Here is a 20,363-nt window from a genome sequence, read left to right as displayed (position 1 = left end):
GTGGGGCCTTTCTCAAAGAATTCCGACTCAACGCGAGTCCGCTCGGCGACTCGCCAGCACTGCATTATGGAACGCCCGCGGTCGGCCACAACCCGGGAAAACAGCGCCCAGTCAGCAAGGATGGATGCGTCTCCCGCGCGGGTCCGGTATATTGTTCGCGACGCATTCGCACATTGCCAACTCAGCCGACGCGGGACTTCCAACCATGAAACGATTGACACACAGCCTACTGCTTTCCGCCTGCGCGATGTTGCTGGCGCCGTCCACGCTCTGCCTGGCCGCGGAAGCGGTGAAATTGGAAAACGCGGTCTCGCCTGGCGCCAATCGTGCAGACGAGCCCTTGGCGGCGGAGTATTCGCTCGACAAGGCGGTGCATTTTCTGGATTCCGCCTCGCTCACCTGGCTGAATGAGCGGAAGTGCTTCACGTGCCACACCAATTACGCGTATCTCTACGCGCGCCCCGCGACGTCGTCGGACGCCGTCGCCCATCGCCAGGTGCGCGAGGCCGCCGAGCAACTCGTGACATCACGCTGGCCAAGCGAAGGTCCACGCTGGGATGCGGAGATTATCGCTACGGCCGCGGCGCTCGCCTACAACGACGCCGCCACGACCGGCGAGTTGCACGCGACGACACGGACGGCCCTCGACAAGATGTGGACGGTGCAGCGCGAGCACGGCGGTTTTGATTGGCTGAAGTGCGAATGGCCGCCGATGGAATCGGACGATCACTACGGCGTGACATTGGCCGCCATCGCCGTCGGAGTGGCGCCAGGCAACTACGCCGACACGCCCGAGGCGCAAAAAGGAATGGCCGGCATCCGTCGCTATTTGCGCGACAATCCTCCGCCCACGCTCCACCATCAGGTGATGCTGCTTTGGGCGGCGAGCTATCTGCCCGACCTGCAGACGGACGAAGAAAAAGCCGCCACGGTCGCCAAGTTGTTGTCGCTGCAAAAAGCCGACGGCGGCTGGGGCCTGGCCACGCTCGGCGATTGGAAGCGCGGCGATGATCTCGCCCAGGACCTGGAATCGAGCGACGGCTACGGCACAGGTTTCGTGATTTACGTCCTCCGCCGCTCAGGCATGCCCGCGACCGAAGAAACATTGCAGCACGGCGTGCAGTGGCTCAAGACGCATCAACGCGAAAGCGGACGCTGGTTTACGCGCTCGCTCTACCAGGACCACGAACACTTCCTCACCCACGCCGGCACAGCGATGGCGGTGATGGCGCTGGGGGAGTGTGAGAAGTAGTTGGAAGTTTTCAGTGATCAGTTTTCAGTAATTAGATTCGACGACTTCTGGGTTACGGTCGCACCGCGGTGCCATCGCGACGGCGTACGGGCGTCCAAAAGCCGGGGTTTTCCGGGAGCGGGTATTTCGCCGCGAGTTCCTCGTTGAGGTCCACGCCGAAACCTGGTTTCTCGTTGACGTGCAGGTAGCCATTCTTGATTTCCGGGCAGCCTGGGAAGACTTCCTTGAGCTTGTCGGAGAATCGCGGGCCTTCCTGGATGCCGAAGTTGTGGATCGCCAGATCGAGGTGCGCGTTGCAGGCGTGCCCGACGGGCGAGACGTCGCTCGGGCCGTGCCAGGCGGAGCGCACGGCGAAATGTTCGGCCAGCACGGCAAGCTTGCGAGCCGGCGTCAGACCGCCAATTTGCGAGAGATGCACGCGGATGAAATCGATCCAGCGATTCGTGATCAGGTCGACCCATTCGTGCGGGTTGTTGAACAACTCGCCCATCGCAATCGGGCAGGCCGTTTGTTGACGCAGAATGGGAAAGTACCCGTTTTGCTCCGGAGCGAACGGATCCTCGATAAAGAACGGCCGGTACTTTTCCAGTTCCTTGACGAGTTGAATCGCCTCGATCGGATTCACGCGCTCGTGAATGTCGTGCAAGAGTTCGATCTTGTCGCCGAGCGTCTGTCGGATGTGATCGAACAACTTCGGCATGGCCTTCAAGTACGGGCCGCTATCCATGTGATCGTCCGCGGGCAGCCCAAAGCCGGCGTCGCGAAAATCGGGATTCTCCGAGAGATGCCCGGAGCCGTACGAACCCATCTGAATGCGCACATGCCGGAATCCCTGCTCGATGTAGGATCGCGCGCTGTCTTCGACTTCCTTCGGCTCACGCCCGCTGGCATGCGCGTACAGGTCCACGGCGAAACGGCATTTGCCGCCGAGCAATTGGTACACCGGCATGCCGGCCCGCTTGCCCTTGATGTCCCAGAGGGCCATATCGAGGCCGCTGAGGGCGTTGTTCAGCACCGGCCCGTTACGCCAATAAGAACTGGTGTAAGCGTTCTGCCACATGTCTTCGATGTCGTCGGCGCTCCGATCGCGCGCGAACGGATCGAGGTATTTTTCCACGGCTTCGACCACGGCCAGCGGTCGCTGATTGAACGTGGCGCAGCCCAAGCCGTATAAGCCCGGCTCGTTGGTTTCCACTTTTACGACGACGAGCCGTACGCGATCCGGCGCAGTAGTGATCGCCCGGACCTTGTTGATCTTGAGCGGCGGGAGGCCCTGTGTGGCGGCTTCCGCGGTTTGTGCGACAGCATGGTCTCGTAAGGCCAACGTGGCGGCTCCACCGAGAGCGCAGCCCGCGAGAAGTTGACGACGTGAAAAGATGGATGTGGGCGACATGGACGTCTCCAGAGTGCGTGCGATGGCGGCAGTATAACTGGGCGTTGACGCTAGTCCACCTTGGCGGACGGCTTTATTTTCGTGACGTAGTACCCTCAGATGCTTGCCACGCTGGTGGCCGGTTGGACACAATACCAACACACGCGGACACTTCTCGAATTCACTTCCACTGAGGCGGACTCATGCAACGGCGCGATGTACTCAAGGCGGGCTTAGGCGGTGCGGCGTCTCTGTTGGCGATTCAAACGCGGGCGTTCGCCCTGGCCGAGGAAGCCTCGCCGCGCGTCGCATTGATCGGGTGCGGGTGGTATGGGAAGACCGATCTGAACCATCTGATGCAAGTCGCCCCGGTCGACGTCGTCGGCGTTTGCGATGTCGATAGCAAAGCCGCGGATGAAGCGTCGGAAATTGTCTCGACACGACAAAAGTCCAAGCAGAAACCGCCGACGTACGGCGACTACCGCAAACTGCTGGCCGACCAGAAGCCTGAGATCGTGCTGATCGGCACTCCCGATCACTGGCATTGCCTGCCGATGGTCGAGGCCTGCAAGGCTGGCGCCGACGTCTACGTGCAGAAGCCGATCAGCTATGACGTCGTCGAGGGCCAGGCAATGGTTGCCGCCGCGCGCAAATACAACCGCACGGTCCAGGTTGGCTTGCAGCGCCGCAGCACGAAGCACTTGTTGGAAGCCCGGGATCGCTACATCCGCAGCGGCGCGCTCGGCAAGGTCGCCTACGTTGATATCCACAGCTACTACGGGGCCGGCGGCGACTTCCCGGCCGCGCAAGCGCCGCCGGAGAACCTCGATTGGGAGATGTACGTTGGGCCCGCCGATTGGCGCGAGTACAGCCCTGGCATTCATCCCCGCGCGTGGCGCTCCTGCCGGGAATTCAGCAACGGCCAAACCGGCGATCTTTGCGTCCACCTGTACGACGTGGTCCGCTACCACCTCGATCTCGGCTGGCCGAAGAGCATCTCCGCGACCGGCGGGATGCTGATGCGTGGTCCGAACTCGACATCGAACATGCACGACACGCAAACCGCGCTGTTCGACTACGGCGACACGCAACTCGTCTGGACGCAGCGCAATTGGGGCGCGAATCCGGAGCCGGATTATCCCTGGGGCGCGACGCTCTACGGCGACAAGGGGACGCTCAAGCTCAGCGTCTGGTCGTACGATTTCATCCCCAAGGGAAGCGGCGCGCCCGTGCATGTCGATTGGCTCGACGAGACCGCGCAATATCCCGAAGACGCGCAGCACAAAGAGACGGAGATCTTCGCCGCGCCGGCCACCCGCGCGCACATGAAGAATTTTCTGGAGGCCCGCCGCGATGGTCAGCGCCCGGTCGCCGACATCGAGCAAGGGTATATCTCGTCCTCCTGTTGCATCCTGGCAAACCTTTCGATGGAGCTCGGCCGCAGCCTGAAATGGGACGCTGAGAAAGGGCGCGTCGTCGACGACGAAGAGGCGAACAATCGCCTGGCGAGAAAGTATCGCGGGGATTGGAAACATCCCACGCCGGAAAACGTATAGTCGGGCTGGTGTCGAGTTACAGTCGAATATCGCGCAACGGCTTCGGAGGCGGCGCCGGGGGATCGTTGCTCGGCGGCGGAGGCGGAGCGTTGCCTTGCGGTGGCGGCGGATCGGTGACGCCGGTGCGGCGTTCGGTCCATTTCCAGCCCATCGGGTCGCGCAATTCGCGCTTCGCCAACAGCGCCCAAGGCGTGTCCGGATGCTGTTCGATCACGCGCGTCAGCAGCTCCTGGGCCTGATTGGCGAACTTCTCGATCGTGCTGCCGGCGCTGATTTCGTCGTCGCTCCGCAGCACCCAAGTGTCGTCGCGTTCTTCTTGGAATGTCATCCCCTGTTCGGCCTTGGCGAGCATGGCGTTGTAGCCTTCGGTCCGCGCGCGGGCGGCCAAGACGCGACCCAGCGCGAGATCATACCCGGCCTGCCAGCGCAGGTTGGTGAGCTTCGCGCGATCCGCTTCGCCGCGTTTCAGGATTTCGTGAAGCTGGCGCAGCTTCGGTTCGAGAATCGCCGCGGCGCGCTGGGCGACGTCCAGATCGCGCTTCAATTGGGCCTCATTTTGCACCGGGAAGAAGAGCCGCGGATCCTGCATCGGATCGACGAGAGAAAATTCCGCCGCGTCGACCAGCGCCACGCAGGCGCGGTTTTGATTGAGTTTCGACTGATACTTGTCCAGCGGAATGTATTCGGGCCGATAACTTCGCATCACATCCGGCTCGAAGAAGAACGCCAGGTTCGAGGCCATCAGGTCAGTGCGCCCGCCACGGCCGCCGACTGCCGCGTTGTTGGGATGCACAGAGAAGTAGATTCCGCCGGTCTCGTAGCACAGTCGCGTCAGGGCATACGGGCCGAAGCCGGAGTCGAGTCGTTCGAATTCGTCGTCGCGCCCGCCGGAACCGATAAACGCGAGCTGCACGTTTTCCGGCCGCACGGTTTCCGGCCCCTGTCGCACAGGCAGGTAGCGTTCCGATTGATCGAAGTTCGGGTCGGTATCGCGGAAGCGGACCAGGATTTCCTCGCGCCCGAATGGCGCCGGCACACCGACGATGTAGACCGGGATCTGCAATCGCTGGCAAAGCAACGTCGTGGGATCGGCTAAATCCTGATCGTCGCCGCACTCGTCTGTGAAGATCACGATCATCACGTTGCGCCGCTCGGCGGCGTTTCCCTGCCGGAAGCGCCGGTACCGTTCGGTGCTGAGTTTCACGGCATTAAACACGTGCTCCACGCCGGTGGGATCGTTCTCGATGCCCTTGATCGCCCGCTTCATGACCTTCACGTCGGCGGTCGGTTGCGGCGTGAGAAACGCCACGTCCTGGCCGAAGGCGACGATCGACGTCAGTAGCGGCGTTTCCGCGTGCTTGGTGAACGCCTCGTTGCCGCTGGCCTTGAGCGCACCGAGCTCTTCGTAAATCCGCTCGAACTTGGCGTGAATTTCCTCGCGCTGCGGCTGCAAGCTGGCCGATTGATCGAACACCCAGACGACCAGCGTCGGACGCTGTTCGAGCGAATGCAGGATTTCCTGCGTGATACGATCAATCGCCCCGGTGGCCGCGGCGACGGATTCGCCCGCCTCGCCTTTGATGACGAGCGTTTCATCCAATCGCGGCGCGGTCGGGATCTCCGTGCTGAGATTAACCGTGACGGTCGGGGCCATTACCTCGACCGGGTCGGTCATCCGCGGCGATTCGGAGATGTCGTCCAGGTTCGGCGCGAGCGCCACGGCGCTGTTCAAGCCGGACTCGCCCGCGGCCCCGAACTCGGTAGGGACGTCGCTGGCCTCAACCCGCAGTTCCTCGGGCGTGATCGGCTCGTAGTCGATCGAGTTGATGACCAGCGTCGATTCACGTACGGGCGATTGCAACCAGACGGCCGCGAGAATAACCAGGGCCGCCATGTGAAGCGCCAAACTGATCAGCCACGACCAGGTTTCGGAATCACCGAACCCCGCGGTCGTGCCCGACATTGCGCTCCAGTAGCTTCGCACCCTGGCCAACACAGCTCTGTTCCTGGTCGGTAGTGTCTTCCGGTCGCCCGTTTGATTATCGCGCCGATCGGCATATCAAGCAACAGAGGCATCCATTTTGGAGCCGGGAGCGTGCTAGGAGAGCCTTTTTCTCGCGAATTCAAGCGCTTCGCCGCGCGTGCGGATCTCGCCCAGCAGTTGGGCGTCGCGAATTGCCACGAGGGCTCCTGCGACGCGGGGGCCTTCGACCATGCCCAGTTCCGCCAAATCGTGCCCGTTGACCAGCGGTGGTGGATTCAGAGTTTCAGTCGGCAATTCGAGCTTTTCCTGGCAGTAGGCAATGTCGTCCAGGCTGCCGCGACCGGTGAGCGCCATGGCATGCGCCAGTTGCAGCCACTCGGCGGCCAGCGGCGCGACTAGTTGTCGTTGCAGCTTGGGCCAGGGCATGGTGGTCGCCCCTTGCCACAAGACTTGGTGCCGCACCAGCCATCGGATTTCCTCGATCTCTTGTTTCGAGAGCTTCCAGCGCCGGCCGATGCCTTCCGCCTGACGAGCCGCTTCTTGCTCCGGCGCCGCGTCGTCTGAGTTGCTGAGCGGGATCGCCAGGACGTGCAAGACGGCCGCCGCGACGAGCGAGAACTTGGGTTGTTCCACGGCGCTCACCACGCGTAACAAATAGTGCCAGACGTCGCAGGGGCCTTCGGCTAGCTCGACCGATTGTCGCCCGATCAACGCCGCGATTTCCGGCAGGATCTGCGGCAGTAGCTCCGCCTCCAGCAGCAATTCCAAGGCGCGCACCCGATGCGGATCCGTCCACATCCGTCGCATTTCCTGCGAGATGCGTTCCGCGCTGACCACTTGAACTTGCGCAGCGGATTGCCGGACTGCGGCCAGTGTTTGCTCCTCGATCGCAAAGCCGAAATGGGCTCCAAAGCGGACTGCGCGGAGCATCCGCAGTTTGTCCTCCGCGATCCGCGCGAAGGGGTCGCCGATGGCGCGAATGTGTTGATCTTCCAGATCGGCGCGCCCGCCCACGTAGTCAATCACTTGTTCCGTCAACGGGTCGAAGAACATGCCGTTGATGGTGAAGTCGCGGCGCAGGGCGTCTTCCCGAGCGTCGCTGAAGGTCACTGCGTCGGGCCGTCGGCCGTCGGAGTAACCGGCGTCGCAGCGAAACGTGGCGACCTCGATCTGTCCCGCTTCCTTGGGACCGAGCACCGTAATCACGCCGAATGCGGCGCCGAGGGGCAACGTGCGTTTCTGCCCGAAGACTTGGCGGATTTGTTCCGGCCGGGCGCTCGTGGCGACGTCGTAGTCTTTGGGCGTGCGCCCGAGCAAGCGATCGCGGACGCAACCGCCGGCCCAATAGGCCACGTAGCCGAAATCGCGCAGCTCGCGCACCACGCGATGCGCGAACGCGAGCTGGGCATCAGGGTCGTGCGTCTTCAAGGGCGGATTCCCGGGGGGCGTGCGTGCCATCAGAATACGCGACACGCCTGCCGGCAACAGGGTGCGCGTTCCTGGATGGCTCCGACACCCTACCTGGCAGTTCCGACGCGGATCCGCGTTCCTTCTTGCACCGAGAGGCGGATTTCCTCGGCCGCGACATTGAGCGGGAAGTACGTGCCGCCGATCTTGGCCTGATGCAGCGAGCAGCCTTCCAGGTCCATGTGCCGCAAATCGCAGCCACGCAGGTCGGCGAGCTTGAGATACGCGCCGCGGAGGATTACCTTGCTGAGGTCGGCTTTGCGCAGGTCGGCGGCTCGGAGGTCCCCCTCGGTGAAATCGATCGTGGCCCGGCCGGCGGTCATCCGATGAAACGCGTCGACGTCGCCGGCTCGCAACGCCCGAAAAGCGTCGTCGTTGATGAATTTTGGCTGGTTCATACCCTTTTTCTCCCGAATCGAACGGCACGCCGAACCTGGAAAAGCATAGGTCACACGGCGGAAATCACAGGCGGCCGCGACTTCTCCTTCCAGGGCCCACACAATTTCGCCGCCGAGCGCTCGAATAGCTGTCCCGAGGATCGTCACAACCCCTCCCTGAAGAATTAGCCATGTACGCTTCCACCGTTGTTGGCCGGTTGGCCGTCCTCTGTCTGGCACTCGGCATTACCTCGCCGATCGGGGCCGCCGAACCGGACGGCGAATCGGCCACGGCTGGCGTCGGCATTTGGGAGGGAACGCTCGACGTGGGTGCCGCGAAGCTGCGGCTCGCGTTTCACTTCGAACGCGATGGCGACGGCATATGGACCGGCAAGATGGACAGCCCGGATCAGGGGGCGCTGGGATTGCCGCTCGATACCGTGGTCTGGAAGGACGGCGCAGTCGAATGTGGGATGCAGGCCATTCGTGGAGGTTTCAAGGGTAAGCTCGATGCGGATGGCCAGCAGCTTACCGGCGAATGGAGCCAGGCGGGGCAATCGTTCCCGCTGGTGCTCAAGCGCGTTAAGGAAGTCACCAAAGTCGAACGCCCGCAGGAACCGAAGCCGCCGTTTCCATATCGTGAAGAAGAAGTCGCCTTCGACGGTGCGAGCGACGGCATCCATCTGGCGGGCACGCTTACGTTGCCGCCGGGCGACGGTCCCTTTGCCACCGCGATTTTGATTTCCGGCTCCGGGCAGCAAGATCGCAACGAGACGGTTTTCAATCACAAGCCCTTCTTAATTCTGGCGGATGCCCTGGCGCGCCGCGGCATCGCGGTGTTGCGCGTCGACGACCGTGGCGTGGGCGGTTCGTCCGGAGAAGTCGCGAAGGCCACAACGCTCGATTTCGCCGACGATGTGCGCGCTGAGTTGAAGTACCTGCAAGGCCGCGCGGAGATCGATTCGCGGCGAATCGGGCTGATCGGGCACAGCGAGGGCGGGTTGATCGCGCCGATGGTGGCGGCCGGCAACTCAGATGTGGCATTCGTCGTACTGTTGGCGGCGCCAGGCGTCACCGGCGAAGAGACCGTCTACCGGCAAAGTGAACTTATCTCCCGGGCGATGGGGGCCGACGACGCGGCGATCGCGCAGAATCGGTTACTGCAGGAGTTGTTTTTCGGCATCCTGCGCGAAGGGCTCGACGAGCAGGCCACCGAGGCGAAGCTGGAGGCCAAGCTACGAGATTTCGTGAAGGAAACTTTCGCCAAGTTACCCGAGGCGGAACGCGCGAAGCTGGACACGCAGCAAGAGTTTCTCAACCAGCAGATCAAAGTCGTGCAATCCCCGTGGTTTCGTTTCTTCTTTGCGCACGATCCACGCACGGCGCTGAGCAAGCTGCGTTGCCCGGTGCTGGCGCTCAACGGAGAAAAAGACGTACAGGTCGACCCGAAGCAGAACTTGCCGGAACTGGAGAAGGCGCTTGCCGCGGCCAAGAACGACGACGTAACGCTGCGAGAAATGAAGGGCCTGAATCATCTCTTTCAGACCTGCAAGACCGGCGCGCTGTCCGAATACGCGCAACTGACGGAGACGTTCTCGCCGGCGGCGTTAGAGTTGATCGGCGATTGGGTGGTGGAGCGGACGAAGCGATAGACACGAGCGTCAACGATTCTCCCAATACGCCTCGTCGCGTTTGGCGTGCGCTACGGCGATGATGACAATTTCGTCGTCTTTTTGGCGGAAAATGATGGAATGCGGGAATCGACGAAGTGATATCCGCCGTGTGTCGTGCAGGTATTTTTCGGCCCACTCGGGCTGATTCACAGCCGAGTCCTGGGCAACTCTTAGTGCTGCACGGAACTCTTGGGCCGCTTTTTCACTGCGCGCCGCGTACCAGTCGAACACTTCAGCAATTTCATCGTACGCTTCTGCTTTAACTTTCAGACTTAGCTTTGGCATATCGCTCGGCGAGCCGTCGCTCGACTTCCTCCCAAGTTAGCAAGACCGCTTTTCCCGACTCCAGATCTTCAACGCGCCGGCGAATTTCCTCGGCCCAGGGATCGCTACGGTCGTGCGTCTCGGCGGCCTTGACGCTTTCCATAAGCGTCGCGGCCAGGTCGGCGCGATCGCTGAGCGGCAGCTTGAGCGCGGCCTGATAGAGTTCCGTGAGGTTTGTGGACGTTGCCATATTAATAGCTCCTGGTCGATGACCGCTTCGCGACGAATCTATTGTACCACATGGGCGCAGCATCGCTCATGGCCTTTCTATCCCTCCGGGTTCGCTCGTTCCACGACGCGAACGTCGATGATCTGATCGTGAGGGCCGGACGCCGCTTGACTGGTACTTGCGCCGGTGCCGAAACCGGTGGCGCGAAATTGAATGCGGGTGCGGGCATAGCGGCGCAGCAGTGCTCGGGTCGGCGGGAACACCAGCGAGATGCCGATCAAATCCGAAAGCACGCCGGGCGTGATCAGCAGCACGCCGCCGGTGAAGACCATCAGGCCGTCGACGAGGGAATCGGCCGGCATGCGGCCCGCGTTCAGATCACCGTGAAAACGGTTCCAAGCCCGCCAACCTTCGCGCCGCACGAGCCAGGCGCCAAATAGTCCGGTGCTGATTACCACGCCCAACGTGGTCTTCCAGCCGAACAGATCGGACACGTAGATCAACAGCGCCAACTCGATGAGCGGGCCCAGCGTGAACAACAGGAACAGTCGACCGAACATCGCGCTGCCAAGGAGGACGTAGGAACTCAAATGCGGATGTGAATTCTACGCCGGTAGAGCCAGTAGAGGAGGGCGAATCCGAGCGCGAATTGCACGAGGGCGTTGACCAGCATCGCGCTGGAACCCAGGGCCTCCGCCACGCCGCCGCCGACCAGGCGGTCGGCCAGGTCCTGAAAGGGAACGAAATTCGTCGCCAGGTAAATGACCAGTGGATTCGCCCCAATGACCACGAACGGAAACGCCCAGGCGCGGAAGCCCCAGACGTCGATCAGCAGGTAGAACGCCGCGAGCAGCAGGCAACTGTATCCACCGGCTGCGAGCACAAAGCTCGAAGTCCAGATGCTCTTGATGATCGGGAACGATTGCCCCCAGCCATAACCCGCGGCGAGGCACGCCACGCCGAGCAACGCGATCGAGCCGGCCTTGCGGCTGCTGGACCAATCGCAGCGTTGCAGTATTTGTCCGCAGAAAACGCCGAGCAAACAGGTTCCTACGGCGGGAATAGCGCTCAGGATGCCTTCGGGATCAAAGCCCCACTCCTTGAAGTGCGGCCGACCGATGAGCAACTGTTGATCGACATAGCGCGTGAGATTGCCGAGCGGCGAGTAGTCGCCCGCGCCATAGTCGGGCACCGGAATGAACGTGAGCGCCGCCCAATAGCCGAACAGCGCCGCGACGAACCAAGCGATCTGTCCCCGCGGGCGGAAATATAAATAGATCAAGCCTGCGCCGAGGCTGGAGATGGCGATCCGTCCGAGCACGCTGAAGACGCGGATATCACTCCAGCCGGAACGCATCCCGCCGTTGTAGATGATGCCGAGTAGAAACAGGATCGCCGCCCGCCAGGCAAGGTGGCCGGCAATGGTAGCACGGGATTCACCCTGCTCCAGACGGCGCGAAATCGACAGCGGGAGCGAAATGCCGGCGATGAAGACGAACAGCGGGAAGATCAAATCGTAGAAAACAAAGCCTTCCCATTCGACATGCGTCAATTGCCGCTGCACGCCCTCGATGAAGCGCGATGGCGAGAGGTGGTGCAGGCCCTCGACGATCTCTTCGGCGGCCACGATCCAGAACATGTCGAAGCCGCGCAGGGCGTCGAGCGAAATCAACCGTCCGGGCGTTGCGGCCGGCGCGGCTTCCGGTTTATTCACGGATCTCTCCGGGCAGGATTTCCGAGGTTTGTTCACCCAGCCACGATTCTAACGCGTCAAGCGCTTCGCGGGCACGGCCAAAACGCAGATCGGTTTGGATGTTTTTCAGACGAGCGACTTGTGCCGGCGTGAACGGCACGGCCGCGCCGCGCGGCGGCGTCTCCGGCACGAGGCGTTGGGCGATCGCCGCGACCAGCGATTCGATTCCCTGCCCGGTAAGGGCGCTGGCCAGCAGTCCGCCGCCGATTGTCGGCGTTGCCGAATCGAGGAGATCGCACTTATTCCAAACGACCAAAGGCTCGCGCGCAATTTGACTTGGCAACTGCAGTTCGTCATCAGAACCGCTCGTGGCGTCGCGAACCCAGAGCAACAGATCAGCCTGCTGTAACTCTTGCGCAGCGAGCGCGACGCCGGCGCGTTCGATCGGTTCTGCCGTCGCTCGTAGGCCAGCTGTGTCGACCAACAAGCACGGCCAGCCGGCAAAGGCGGTGATTCCGGTGACGAGATCGCGCGTCGTGCCGGGCTGATCGTGAACGATGGCGCGGCCGAAGCCGAGCACTGCATTCAACAAACTACTCTTGCCGACGTTCGGCGACCCTACGAGCGCGACGCGCCAAGTTGTGGTCAAATGCAGACCCAGTTCGGCGAACGATAACAGTCGATCGATCGCCTCCACGGCCGTCGCCAGATGGTCATCGCGGATTCGTACCTTCAGGTCCGCGAGTGCGCGTACCAACGCGCCGGCGTACTGATCCCACAAAATCGCCGCGGCCGGTTTCGTGGTCGCTTCTGTCAGCGCGCGAAACGCCGCCGCGCGAATCGAGTCGCCAGCCCTATCGCGCCAGGTTTGCACGGACGCGCCATGTTGGGCAAGGTCGGCGAGAATCCGCGCTGCCGCCGCCTCGCCGCCGTGGCAATGCACCTCGATCGTTTCCTCGTCGACACGACAGACGACGACTTCTTCTCCCGATTTGCTGCCCCAGCGGCCGTACATGATTTGCGCCACGGGCGCTTCCTGAAGTGCTCTTGTGCCGGCGGGAAGAAATGACTGCGCCACACATGTAATGGCACCGTGCCCAGTTATCGAAATCGTTGCTACTGCGCCGCGGCCGGGCGGAGTCAGTAGCACCGCTAGCGGAGCAATGTCGCTGTTACACGCTGCGTTCATCAGCGCCTCGGGCGGCTAAGGCGATGCCGGCCAGCGTGAGGTGCGGCTCGTGCCGGGCGTCGTTGCCCAAGAGATCGGCCACGACATGCGAGCTGCCGCCGGCAACAATCACCACGGGCTGCGCCGCCAGTTGTTCCGTATATCGCGCGACCAATTCCCGAATGCCGCCGACCGCGCCCCAGAACAAACCGGAGCGCATCGCTTCGAGGGTTGATTTCCCGAGCGCGTTCGGCGCGCCGTCCAACTCCGCCAGCAACGGTAGCATGTCGGTGAATTGATTCAACGCTTTCGCCGACGTCATCAGTCCCGGCAGAATCGCGCCTCCTTGAAAGGCGCCATCGGCGGAAACGAGATCGACGGTGATGGCAGTGCCGAGGTCGACCACCACGGCGGCGCGGTCCGCCGGGCGCAAACGATTCGCGGCCACGGCGTCGAGCAAGCGATCGACGCCGACCATGTCCGGCAGTGGCAAGTCGACGCGCAATGGCAAGTCGCCGGCTGCCAGCAACATCGTGTTGGCAATCGCGCCGCGCTCGCGCAGCAAATCGATTAGCCGCGACTGCGCGGCGCGATTCACGCTGCCCAATCGCCAATCCAGCTCAGCCGGCGCCACGCCGCCGAGCCAGTCGTCGAGTTCGGTCCAGTCGAGCGCATCCAAGGTCAAGCGTAAGGTGCGATCCGGCAATGGAAAATCACTCGCCAGCGCATGCTCGAACCAACCGAGCTTGATGCGGCTATTGCCGACGTCCACGGCGATCAGCGGCCGAGTGGGGGTGGCGGTCATGCAGGAAATGTTGGCGCTAAGAACGAGAACGACACGAGTTTGGCGTGCATTTACCGGTCGTCGGCGAAGCGGCGGCCTTTGCCTTCGAAGCGTGGGAGCGAACCGATGGTCACGCAGCGCACTTCGATGTTCAGTCCTAGCCGGAGCCGCAGTTCCTCGGCCACGCGGGCCGGCTGTTCGAGGCGATCTTCGATTTCGACCTCGAGCTGATCCAACTGCGCGGCCTTGAAGGCGCGGAGCCGGTATTCCAACACTTCGGGGAAGCTGCGGAGAATTTGTTCCACGGCGCTTGGGAAGACGTTGACGCCGCGGATGATCATCATGTCGTCCGTGCGCCCCAGCACGCCTCCTTCGAGCAACACGAAGCGATTTGCATACCCGGCGGGCCATTGCGGGCGGACCAGATCGCCGGTGCGGTAACGAATCAACGGGCCGCCGTAGCGCCCCAGGCTAGTCAGCACCAATTCCGAGAGTTCGCCAGCCGCGGCCGGACCGCCGTGTTCGATCGACAGGAACTCCGCGATGAACTCGCTTTCCACGACGTGCAGGCCGCGACGTTCACTGTCGCTGTAGCCCCAGGGACCGACTTCTGTCGCGCCGCTGTGATCGATCACTTGGGCGTTCCAACAGGTCGCGATTTTTTCGCGAATTATTGACGCCGAAGCGCCGGGCTCGCCGGAAAGAATCAGTTTCTCTACGCCCATGGTGCGCGGATCAAGTTGATGATTCTCCGCGACTTCCGCGAGGTGCAGCGCGTAACTCGGCGTGCAGAGCAGGATGTTCGCGCGCAGCGTGCGAATGAGTTCCAGCCGTTGCAACGACGTCATGCCACCGCCGGGCGCAGCCAAGGCGCCGCGCCGCGTGAGGGCGTCGAAGGCGCTCCAAAAGCCGATGAAGGGGCCAAAGGAAAAGGCCAGCAGTGCGCGATCGCCCGGCGTGATCTCAGCCGCGTCGAGCGTGAACTGCCAGGTGTTGACCCACCAGTTCCAGTCCTCGGCGGTATCGAGCACCATAATCGGCCGGCCGCTGGTGCCCGAGGTCTGGTGATAGCGGACGTAGCGCTCTACCGGATAGGTCAAGTTCGCGGCGAAATCGCCATGATGCCGACGATCGATCAGCTCTTCCTTGAAGGTATGCGGGAGTCGATCGAATTGCTCGAAGGATTCCAGCGGCAGCGAAATCCCGTCAAGCTTTTCCGCGTAGAGGCGATTCGTCGGCAGAATGGTCGCCAGCAGCGCATTCAAGCGCGCCAATTGATGCTGGCGCAATGCCCAAGGCTCCAGCGATTCCAGCTTTCGGCGTTCGAAAAAGGCGGCGTCTTTCATCAAGTTATCATACCGGGACCGACACAGCCCGGCCAGCGCCCGCTGACACTAGCCCGTCGCGCCAGCGCGTGAGAGTTGACACCGGAAAAATACTTCCGAATGAACTCTCAGCGACGTTTTGATGGCTCATTCGCGGTGTCGTTGAGGGTTTGATCCTGACAATGTTCGCAGGGTCAACTCTCCCTCGCTGGCGCTACGAGCTAGTGTTGGTTGGCGACACGTTCGAGCCGCGCGCCACTATTCCGCACAGGCGATGTGCGGCACACTGGGGCGTCGATTCTTCCAAAGGATGCCTGATGCCTGACGCTCCGCGACGTGGTTCTCTGTTGGTCATCTTCCTGACGGTCTTTATTGACCTGTTGGGTTTCGGGATGGTGTTGCCGCTGCTGCCGATCTACGCGAAATTGTTGCCTGAGATGCGCGAAATGACCGCCGGCCGGCAGGAGTTGACGGTTGGGCTGTTGATGTCCAGTTTTTCCGCGATGCAGTTTCTGTTCGCGCCGCTGTGGGGACGGTTGTCGGATCGGATTGGGCGGCGGCCCGTGTTGATGGTCGGCCTGGCCGGTTCCGTGGTGTTTTATACGTTGTTCGGCCTGGCCGCACAGTGGGGGAGCTTGACCTGGTTGTTCGTGGCGCGGATCGGTGCGGGTTTGGCCGGCGCGACGATCTCCACCACCCAGGCGTACATCGCCGATTCAACCACGCTCGAAGGCCGCTCGAAGGGCATGGCGCTGATCGGCGCGGCGTTCGGACTGGGCTTTACGTTCGGGCCAGCGCTCGGCGCGTTGAGTCTATGGCTGTCCGGCGAGGAGGCTTTGAGCCCTTGGCCGGGCTATCTGGCCGCCGGGCTGTCGGTAATCGCGCTCATGATGGCAGTGTTTCGCTTGCCGGAATCTTTGCCGCCGGGCGGCGCCCGATCGGAGCACAAGTTGCTCGACTGGCGCGCACTTTCCGACGCAATCTCGATGCCGTCCGTGGCGCTGTTGATTCTGGCGTCGTTCGTGTCGATCTTCGCCTTTGCGAATTTCGAGTCGACGTTGTCACGGCTGTTGCTCTACAAGGCCGACGCCGCGCAGCAGGTGCAGGAGCACGGGACGCATCATTTTCCGGCGCAGCTGCTGCTCGTATTCTGCTACATCGGACTTGTGCTTAGCTTCGCGCAAGGGTTCCTGGTGCGCCGTCTCGCGGGCAAGATCAGCGACGAGCGCCTGACCACCATGGGCGCGACGGTGTCGATCGTGGGCTTTGGTTTGCTCGCGCTGGCTAGTTACCAGGTGCATATCCCGAGTTTGCTCGGCGCGCTGACGGTCGCCATTGTCGGCTTCGCGATGGTTACGCCGTCGTTGAACGCGCTGATTTCGCGGCGCAGCGATCCCGCCCGGCAAGGGGGCATTCTGGGCCTCAATCAGAGCGCCGGCGCGCTGGCGCGGATCGTCGGCCCGGTGACGGGCTTCTCGTTGCTCGGCTGGGCGCATGATCGCCCTTGGGGGCACACACTGCCTTATTGGGCGGCAACGGGGTTGATGATTGTCGGTGCGGCCTTGATCGCCGTCGCCGTCCGCAGCGGGAAGGACTTTGGCAAGTAGCAATACTGCGGCTGAGACTGGCACGCTCATCCGCGTTGACTTACGCTTAGCGGCATGCCTTCGCAGCGCATTACTCGACCGCTCAGCCCTCGACGTCGCGCTTGGCGGACGGCGCATGTGCAGGCGGTGCTGTGGTCCGCCGGCAACGCGCTGACCTCGGGCACGCCGCTTTATTTTTTGGCGATGGAGTTTGGCGCGAAGAATACTGTCGTGGGCTTTCTACTCGCCTTGCCGACGCTACTAGGCTTATTGCGCTTGGCGACGCCGTGGGTCATCCACCGCACCGGCGGCGACGTCAAGCGCGCTTGCGTCGCGTTGATGACGGCGAGCTATCTGGTGGCGATCGGCATGCCGGCCGTGGCTTATCTCGCCGGCGCGGCGCAGCTACAGCGTCCGCTGTTGGGCTTGATCGGGGTGCTTTGCGTTCATCAGACGCTGGAATATCTGGGACTCGTTGCGCTGTACGCCTGGTTGGGCGATCTTGTGCCCCGGCGGATACGCGGCACGTACTTTGGCGCGCGGCAGTTCTGGCAACTATCGATCGAGATTCCGGTTATCCTGCTGAGCGGCTACCTGATTGACGCCTGGGGCAAAGCGCATCCGGAGGCGAAGCTTGTCGCCTATGCCGTCGCGCTGGCGATTGGCGTGCTATTCCTGTTTGCGTCGGTCGGCGCATTGTTGGCGCTGCCTCGGCCCGGCAATTCTCCGCGCCGTGCCGCGACTTCGTTTCGTTGGCGGGAAATCCTGGCGCCGTTCGCGGACTCGCGGTTTCGGCGATTGCTTTACTACGGTTGCTGGTTCTCCACGTTTAACGGTTTGACCGCATCGCCGCAGCAGACGTATCCGCGCTGGATCTTGGGACTCGGCGTGTTCGAGATGAACGCGTTGCGGACCGGGATGCGGCTGGGGCAGTTCGCGCTGAGTCGGCCCGCCGGCGTGTTGTGCGATCGCCTCGGACATCGTCCGGTGTTGATCGCGTCGCAACTTTGCGTGGCCGCCGCGCCGCTGTGCTTTCTCATGGCGACGCCTGCGCATCGCTATTGGATCGCCGGCGCATTTCTGTTGTGGTCCTGGTACGTCGGCCTGAACGTTGGCCTGCCGAGCCTCACATCGGGTTAAGGGCAAGGATGGCTCATCGTCAGGGTTGCCTTGGCAACCTAAACATCGGGCGATGACCTCCACTATTCTCCGGTCATCTTTCGACCTGGCCACGCGTCAACGCAAGAAAAGGTCTGCAAAGGCACTCATTACTTGCACTCATTGAACAAAGGAGATGTACAAGCTGTACCAGTGCGGTCTAACGGTTAGTTGCCGCATACGATTCACGCAGTCACACACCAATCCAAAGGCAACAGCTATGGAAACCCCAAGGAAACCCAGACCGCGATATGGCCCGGCGGCTGGCGAGATTAGAAACCCGGGAGAAGGTCATCACTCCTTCCCCCGGGCATGTGCGGGCCAGTTCAAATTGCCCAGCGTTCAGTCAGTCAGTCCAACGTCATTATAGACGTGGCCGGTCGCTTGGCGGAATGGATGACGTCAAGTGTCCAACGCAATGTATGAGGCGGCCTGCCGCTACAAGGAACTCGGCTGCGAGGTGATCCCGCTGCGTCGGGATACCAACACCCCAGCCATTCGCTACAAGTCGATTGTTCGTAATGGTGGCTTTAGTGCCACTGAGTTGCGAACTCACTTCGCCGATGATCGCCACAACATCGGATTGCTTACCGGCTCCGCATCCCGGGGCTTGATGGCCATCGACCTGGACAACTATGCGGCCTATCGAGACTTCGAAAAGCGGCATCGCAATTTGGCTAAGTGTCTGCCTTACGCCATCAGTCCAAGGGGCTGGCACTTTTACTTTCTCGGCGTCGAAGGTCAGCGTGATACTCACTCGTATCGCGTGGGCAATTCTGAACGCTCACCGGTCCATCACATTAAAGGCGATGGCAACTACATCACTCTGGACCCAAGCTGGCGAGAACCAACGCCCAAGAAGCCACACCAACGCCGCGAGTATCGCTGGGTCCGTCCACTCCCCGACCTCTCGCAACTCCCCACCATCCACCCCCACGACCTCCTACCCAAGGCTTTGCTGGGGACAGGCGGGGCTATTTCATCCTATCAATACGATGCTTCTGGGGGGGTGGCTCTATCGATGTGGTTGGCGGCTCGTGCGGCGGCCGTGCGATATCAACCCCTGGGTCGGAGAACGAGAGGCAGGGCACTGTTCGCGTTCGTGCGATACCTGCGTGGCCTGTTTGGCGACGCCGTCACGGTGAACCAGTTGTCGAATGTATTCGCCGATTGGCATGCTCGGATTCAGTCGAAGGCCTATGTCGAAGACAAGAGCTACCAGTCGAACTGGCGGCAATTCTGTTTCGCGTGGGAGCACGTTCGCCTCAATAACCGTCAAGCATTGGCCCGGCTGATCGCGGCCTACGATCCCGCTCCCGAGGCGTCTGCGGCGGAACGAGTGTGGCATCTCTGCCAGGTCCTCGGTGCATGGAACAAAGGCAGGTTTTATTTGGCTGGCGAAACCGCCGCCGGAATCGTGGGATGCAGTCAACCTTACGCGAGTAAGTGCCTTCGCGAATTGGTCAAAGAAGATCGGCTCGAAATCAGCAAGGGTTGCGATCGGTGGCGACGCAAAGCCAAGACTTATCAACTCGTTCTGGGAGGACAACATGACTAAAGGCAGGGAAGCCAATTCAAAACCCAGGCATACCTGGATTCCGGCAAAACAGGCTGAATGGCAAATCACGGCGATTCGTCCATCGCCAGAGAACAACCGTGTCTATCGACCGGTGCTGCCCGACGATCCAGAGATTCAAGACCTCTCGGCAAACATCAAGGAACGCGGAGTGCTGCAGCCGCTGGTGATCTCCGAGGATGGCTTCATCATCTCTGGGCACCGTCGACATGTAGCTGCCCAACTGGCTGGGTTGATTACCGTCCCGTGTGTTGTCGAGCCGATCCGGCATGACGATGATCCCGAGGCCTTCCTGCAGTTGCTCGTCAGTCACAACAAGCAGCGGGTGAAAACCCATGATGAACGAGTCCGGGAAGAGTTGGTGAACATCGACCCGGACGATGCCTACAACCGGCTGCTGTCCCATCGACACAAGCGGTCGAAGATCGAGATGGCTCCGATGGCGATCCTGGGAGCAAAGACTCGCTCTGAGATTTCGGCGGCCAAGCAGCCATTCCTGGCTGCGATCAAACGGGTGCTGAACGACTTGCAGGACTTCTGGCCGCTGTCGGATCGCCAGATTCACTATGGGCTTCTAAACGATCCTCCCCTCCGTCACGCCCGCAAACCTGGCTCACGATACGTCAATGACAAAAAGTCCTACAACGATTTGGTGGATCTGCTCACCCGTGCTCGCTTGGCCAACGAAATCCCGTGGAACGCCATTGACGATGAAACGCGGCCGGTGGAAGTCTGGAGCGTTCATCAGGACCCCAGTGGGTTCATTCGGGCCGAAACCAGCGAATTCCTTTTCGGCTACTGGCGTGTAAACGGCGCTTGAATTGTGCAGCGCTTGGCGGTTGAAAAGTGTGGCGCTCGGGGGTGAACGGGGTTTAGTTTAGGGACGCTGGAGGGGGAAT

General features: G+C 61.9%; 18 protein-coding genes. 7 read left to right on the top strand and 11 right to left on the bottom strand.

Annotated elements, in window-relative coordinates; all coding sequences use genetic code 11:
• The first annotated feature begins 205 nt into the window (after positions 1 to 205).
• Positions 206 to 1,252 carry a squalene--hopene cyclase gene (locus SGJ19_22485; GenBank protein ID MDZ4783023.1) on the top strand — a complete coding sequence of 349 codons (1,047 nt, stop codon included), beginning with the start codon at positions 206 to 208 and terminating at the stop codon, positions 1,250 to 1,252.
• Between the two features lie 52 nt (positions 1,253 to 1,304).
• On the opposite strand, the gene SGJ19_22480 is transcribed toward SGJ19_22485, so the two are convergent.
• Positions 1,305 to 2,645: an enolase C-terminal domain-like protein gene (locus SGJ19_22480; protein ID MDZ4783022.1), complete on the bottom strand. Its 1,341-nt coding sequence runs from the start codon at positions 2,643 to 2,645 to the stop codon at positions 1,305 to 1,307.
• Positions 2,646 to 2,827: 182 nt separating this feature from the next.
• Between SGJ19_22480 and SGJ19_22475 the strand changes: the two genes are divergently transcribed.
• Complete coding sequence (locus SGJ19_22475) at positions 2,828 to 4,180, top strand: Gfo/Idh/MocA family oxidoreductase (protein MDZ4783021.1); 1,353 nt, start codon at positions 2,828 to 2,830, stop codon at positions 4,178 to 4,180.
• A gap of 16 nt (positions 4,181 to 4,196) precedes the next feature.
• Here SGJ19_22475 and SGJ19_22470 read toward each other — a convergent pair whose 3' ends face one another.
• The 3 genes from SGJ19_22470 to SGJ19_22460 form a co-directional block, all read right to left on the bottom strand.
• Positions 4,197 to 6,143 carry a vWA domain-containing protein gene (locus SGJ19_22470; protein MDZ4783020.1) on the bottom strand — a complete coding sequence of 649 codons (1,947 nt, stop codon included), beginning with the start codon at positions 6,141 to 6,143 and terminating at the stop codon, positions 4,197 to 4,199.
• A gap of 135 nt (positions 6,144 to 6,278) precedes the next feature.
• Positions 6,279 to 7,592, bottom strand: coding sequence for a CCA tRNA nucleotidyltransferase (locus SGJ19_22465; GenBank protein MDZ4783019.1), 1,314 nt, complete (start codon positions 7,590 to 7,592; stop codon positions 6,279 to 6,281).
• Between the two features lie 89 nt (positions 7,593 to 7,681).
• Positions 7,682 to 8,029, bottom strand: a complete 348-nt coding sequence (locus tag SGJ19_22460; GenBank protein MDZ4783018.1) for a pentapeptide repeat-containing protein — start codon at positions 8,027 to 8,029, stop codon at positions 7,682 to 7,684.
• A 170-nt stretch (positions 8,030 to 8,199) separates the two neighbouring features.
• On the opposite strand from SGJ19_22460, the gene SGJ19_22455 reads away from it, so the two are divergent.
• Positions 8,200 to 9,660 carry an alpha/beta fold hydrolase gene (locus tag SGJ19_22455; GenBank protein MDZ4783017.1) on the top strand — a complete coding sequence of 487 codons (1,461 nt, stop codon included), beginning with the start codon at positions 8,200 to 8,202 and terminating at the stop codon, positions 9,658 to 9,660.
• Positions 9,661 to 9,669: 9 nt separating this feature from the next.
• Here SGJ19_22455 and SGJ19_22450 read toward each other — a convergent pair whose 3' ends face one another.
• The 7 genes from SGJ19_22450 to SGJ19_22420 all read right to left on the bottom strand — a co-directional run bounded on the left by SGJ19_22450 (position 9,670) and on the right by SGJ19_22420 (position 15,165).
• Entirely contained in the window at positions 9,670 to 9,966 is a 297-nt protein-coding gene (locus SGJ19_22450) for a type II toxin-antitoxin system RelE/ParE family toxin (GenBank protein ID MDZ4783016.1), read from the bottom strand.
• Positions 9,941 to 10,195 (bottom strand): addiction module protein, encoded by a 255-nt coding sequence (locus tag SGJ19_22445; GenBank protein ID MDZ4783015.1) that lies wholly within the window; start codon positions 10,193 to 10,195, stop codon positions 9,941 to 9,943. The genes SGJ19_22450 and SGJ19_22445 overlap by 26 nt, the downstream gene beginning before the upstream one ends.
• Before the next feature lie 77 nt (positions 10,196 to 10,272).
• Positions 10,273 to 10,764, bottom strand: a complete 492-nt coding sequence (locus SGJ19_22440; protein ID MDZ4783014.1) for an FxsA family protein — start codon at positions 10,762 to 10,764, stop codon at positions 10,273 to 10,275.
• Positions 10,761 to 11,888: a heparan-alpha-glucosaminide N-acetyltransferase domain-containing protein gene (locus SGJ19_22435; GenBank protein ID MDZ4783013.1), complete on the bottom strand. Its 1,128-nt coding sequence runs from the start codon at positions 11,886 to 11,888 to the stop codon at positions 10,761 to 10,763. The genes SGJ19_22440 and SGJ19_22435 overlap by 4 nt, the downstream gene beginning before the upstream one ends.
• Positions 11,881 to 12,894, bottom strand: coding sequence for a GTPase (locus tag SGJ19_22430; GenBank protein ID MDZ4783012.1), 1,014 nt, complete (start codon positions 12,892 to 12,894; stop codon positions 11,881 to 11,883). The genes SGJ19_22435 and SGJ19_22430 overlap by 8 nt, the downstream gene beginning before the upstream one ends.
• Before the next feature lie 145 nt (positions 12,895 to 13,039).
• Positions 13,040 to 13,840, bottom strand: coding sequence for a type III pantothenate kinase (locus SGJ19_22425; GenBank protein MDZ4783011.1), 801 nt, complete (start codon positions 13,838 to 13,840; stop codon positions 13,040 to 13,042).
• A 50-nt stretch (positions 13,841 to 13,890) separates the two neighbouring features.
• Complete coding sequence (locus SGJ19_22420; GenBank protein ID MDZ4783010.1) at positions 13,891 to 15,165, bottom strand: phenylacetate--CoA ligase family protein; 1,275 nt, start codon at positions 15,163 to 15,165, stop codon at positions 13,891 to 13,893.
• A 296-nt stretch (positions 15,166 to 15,461) separates the two neighbouring features.
• Here SGJ19_22420 and SGJ19_22415 point away from each other — a divergent pair, with 296 nt between their 5' ends.
• The 4 genes from SGJ19_22415 (at position 15,462) to SGJ19_22400 (ending at position 20,284) form a co-directional block, all read left to right on the top strand.
• On the top strand, positions 15,462 to 16,751 hold the full coding sequence (locus tag SGJ19_22415; protein MDZ4783009.1) for an MFS transporter: 1,290 nt from the start codon (positions 15,462 to 15,464) through the stop codon (positions 16,749 to 16,751).
• A gap of 54 nt (positions 16,752 to 16,805) precedes the next feature.
• Positions 16,806 to 17,870, top strand: a complete 1,065-nt coding sequence (locus SGJ19_22410; protein MDZ4783008.1) for a hypothetical protein — start codon at positions 16,806 to 16,808, stop codon at positions 17,868 to 17,870.
• Positions 17,871 to 18,294: 424 nt separating this feature from the next.
• Complete coding sequence (locus SGJ19_22405) at positions 18,295 to 19,446, top strand: bifunctional DNA primase/polymerase (protein ID MDZ4783007.1); 1,152 nt, start codon at positions 18,295 to 18,297, stop codon at positions 19,444 to 19,446.
• A complete protein-coding gene (locus SGJ19_22400) occupies positions 19,439 to 20,284 on the top strand; it encodes a ParB N-terminal domain-containing protein (GenBank protein ID MDZ4783006.1) in 846 nt (281 codons plus the stop codon). The genes SGJ19_22405 and SGJ19_22400 overlap by 8 nt, the downstream gene beginning before the upstream one ends.
• The last annotated feature ends 79 nt before the right edge of the window (positions 20,285 to 20,363 follow it).

Source organism: Planctomycetia bacterium, assembly GCA_034440135.1.
In the GTDB taxonomy this organism is placed as follows: Bacteria; Planctomycetota; Planctomycetia; order Pirellulales; family JALHLM01; genus JALHLM01.
Note: the sequence above shows the minus strand (reverse complement) of the source record. Positions and strands in the feature narration are given on the sequence as shown.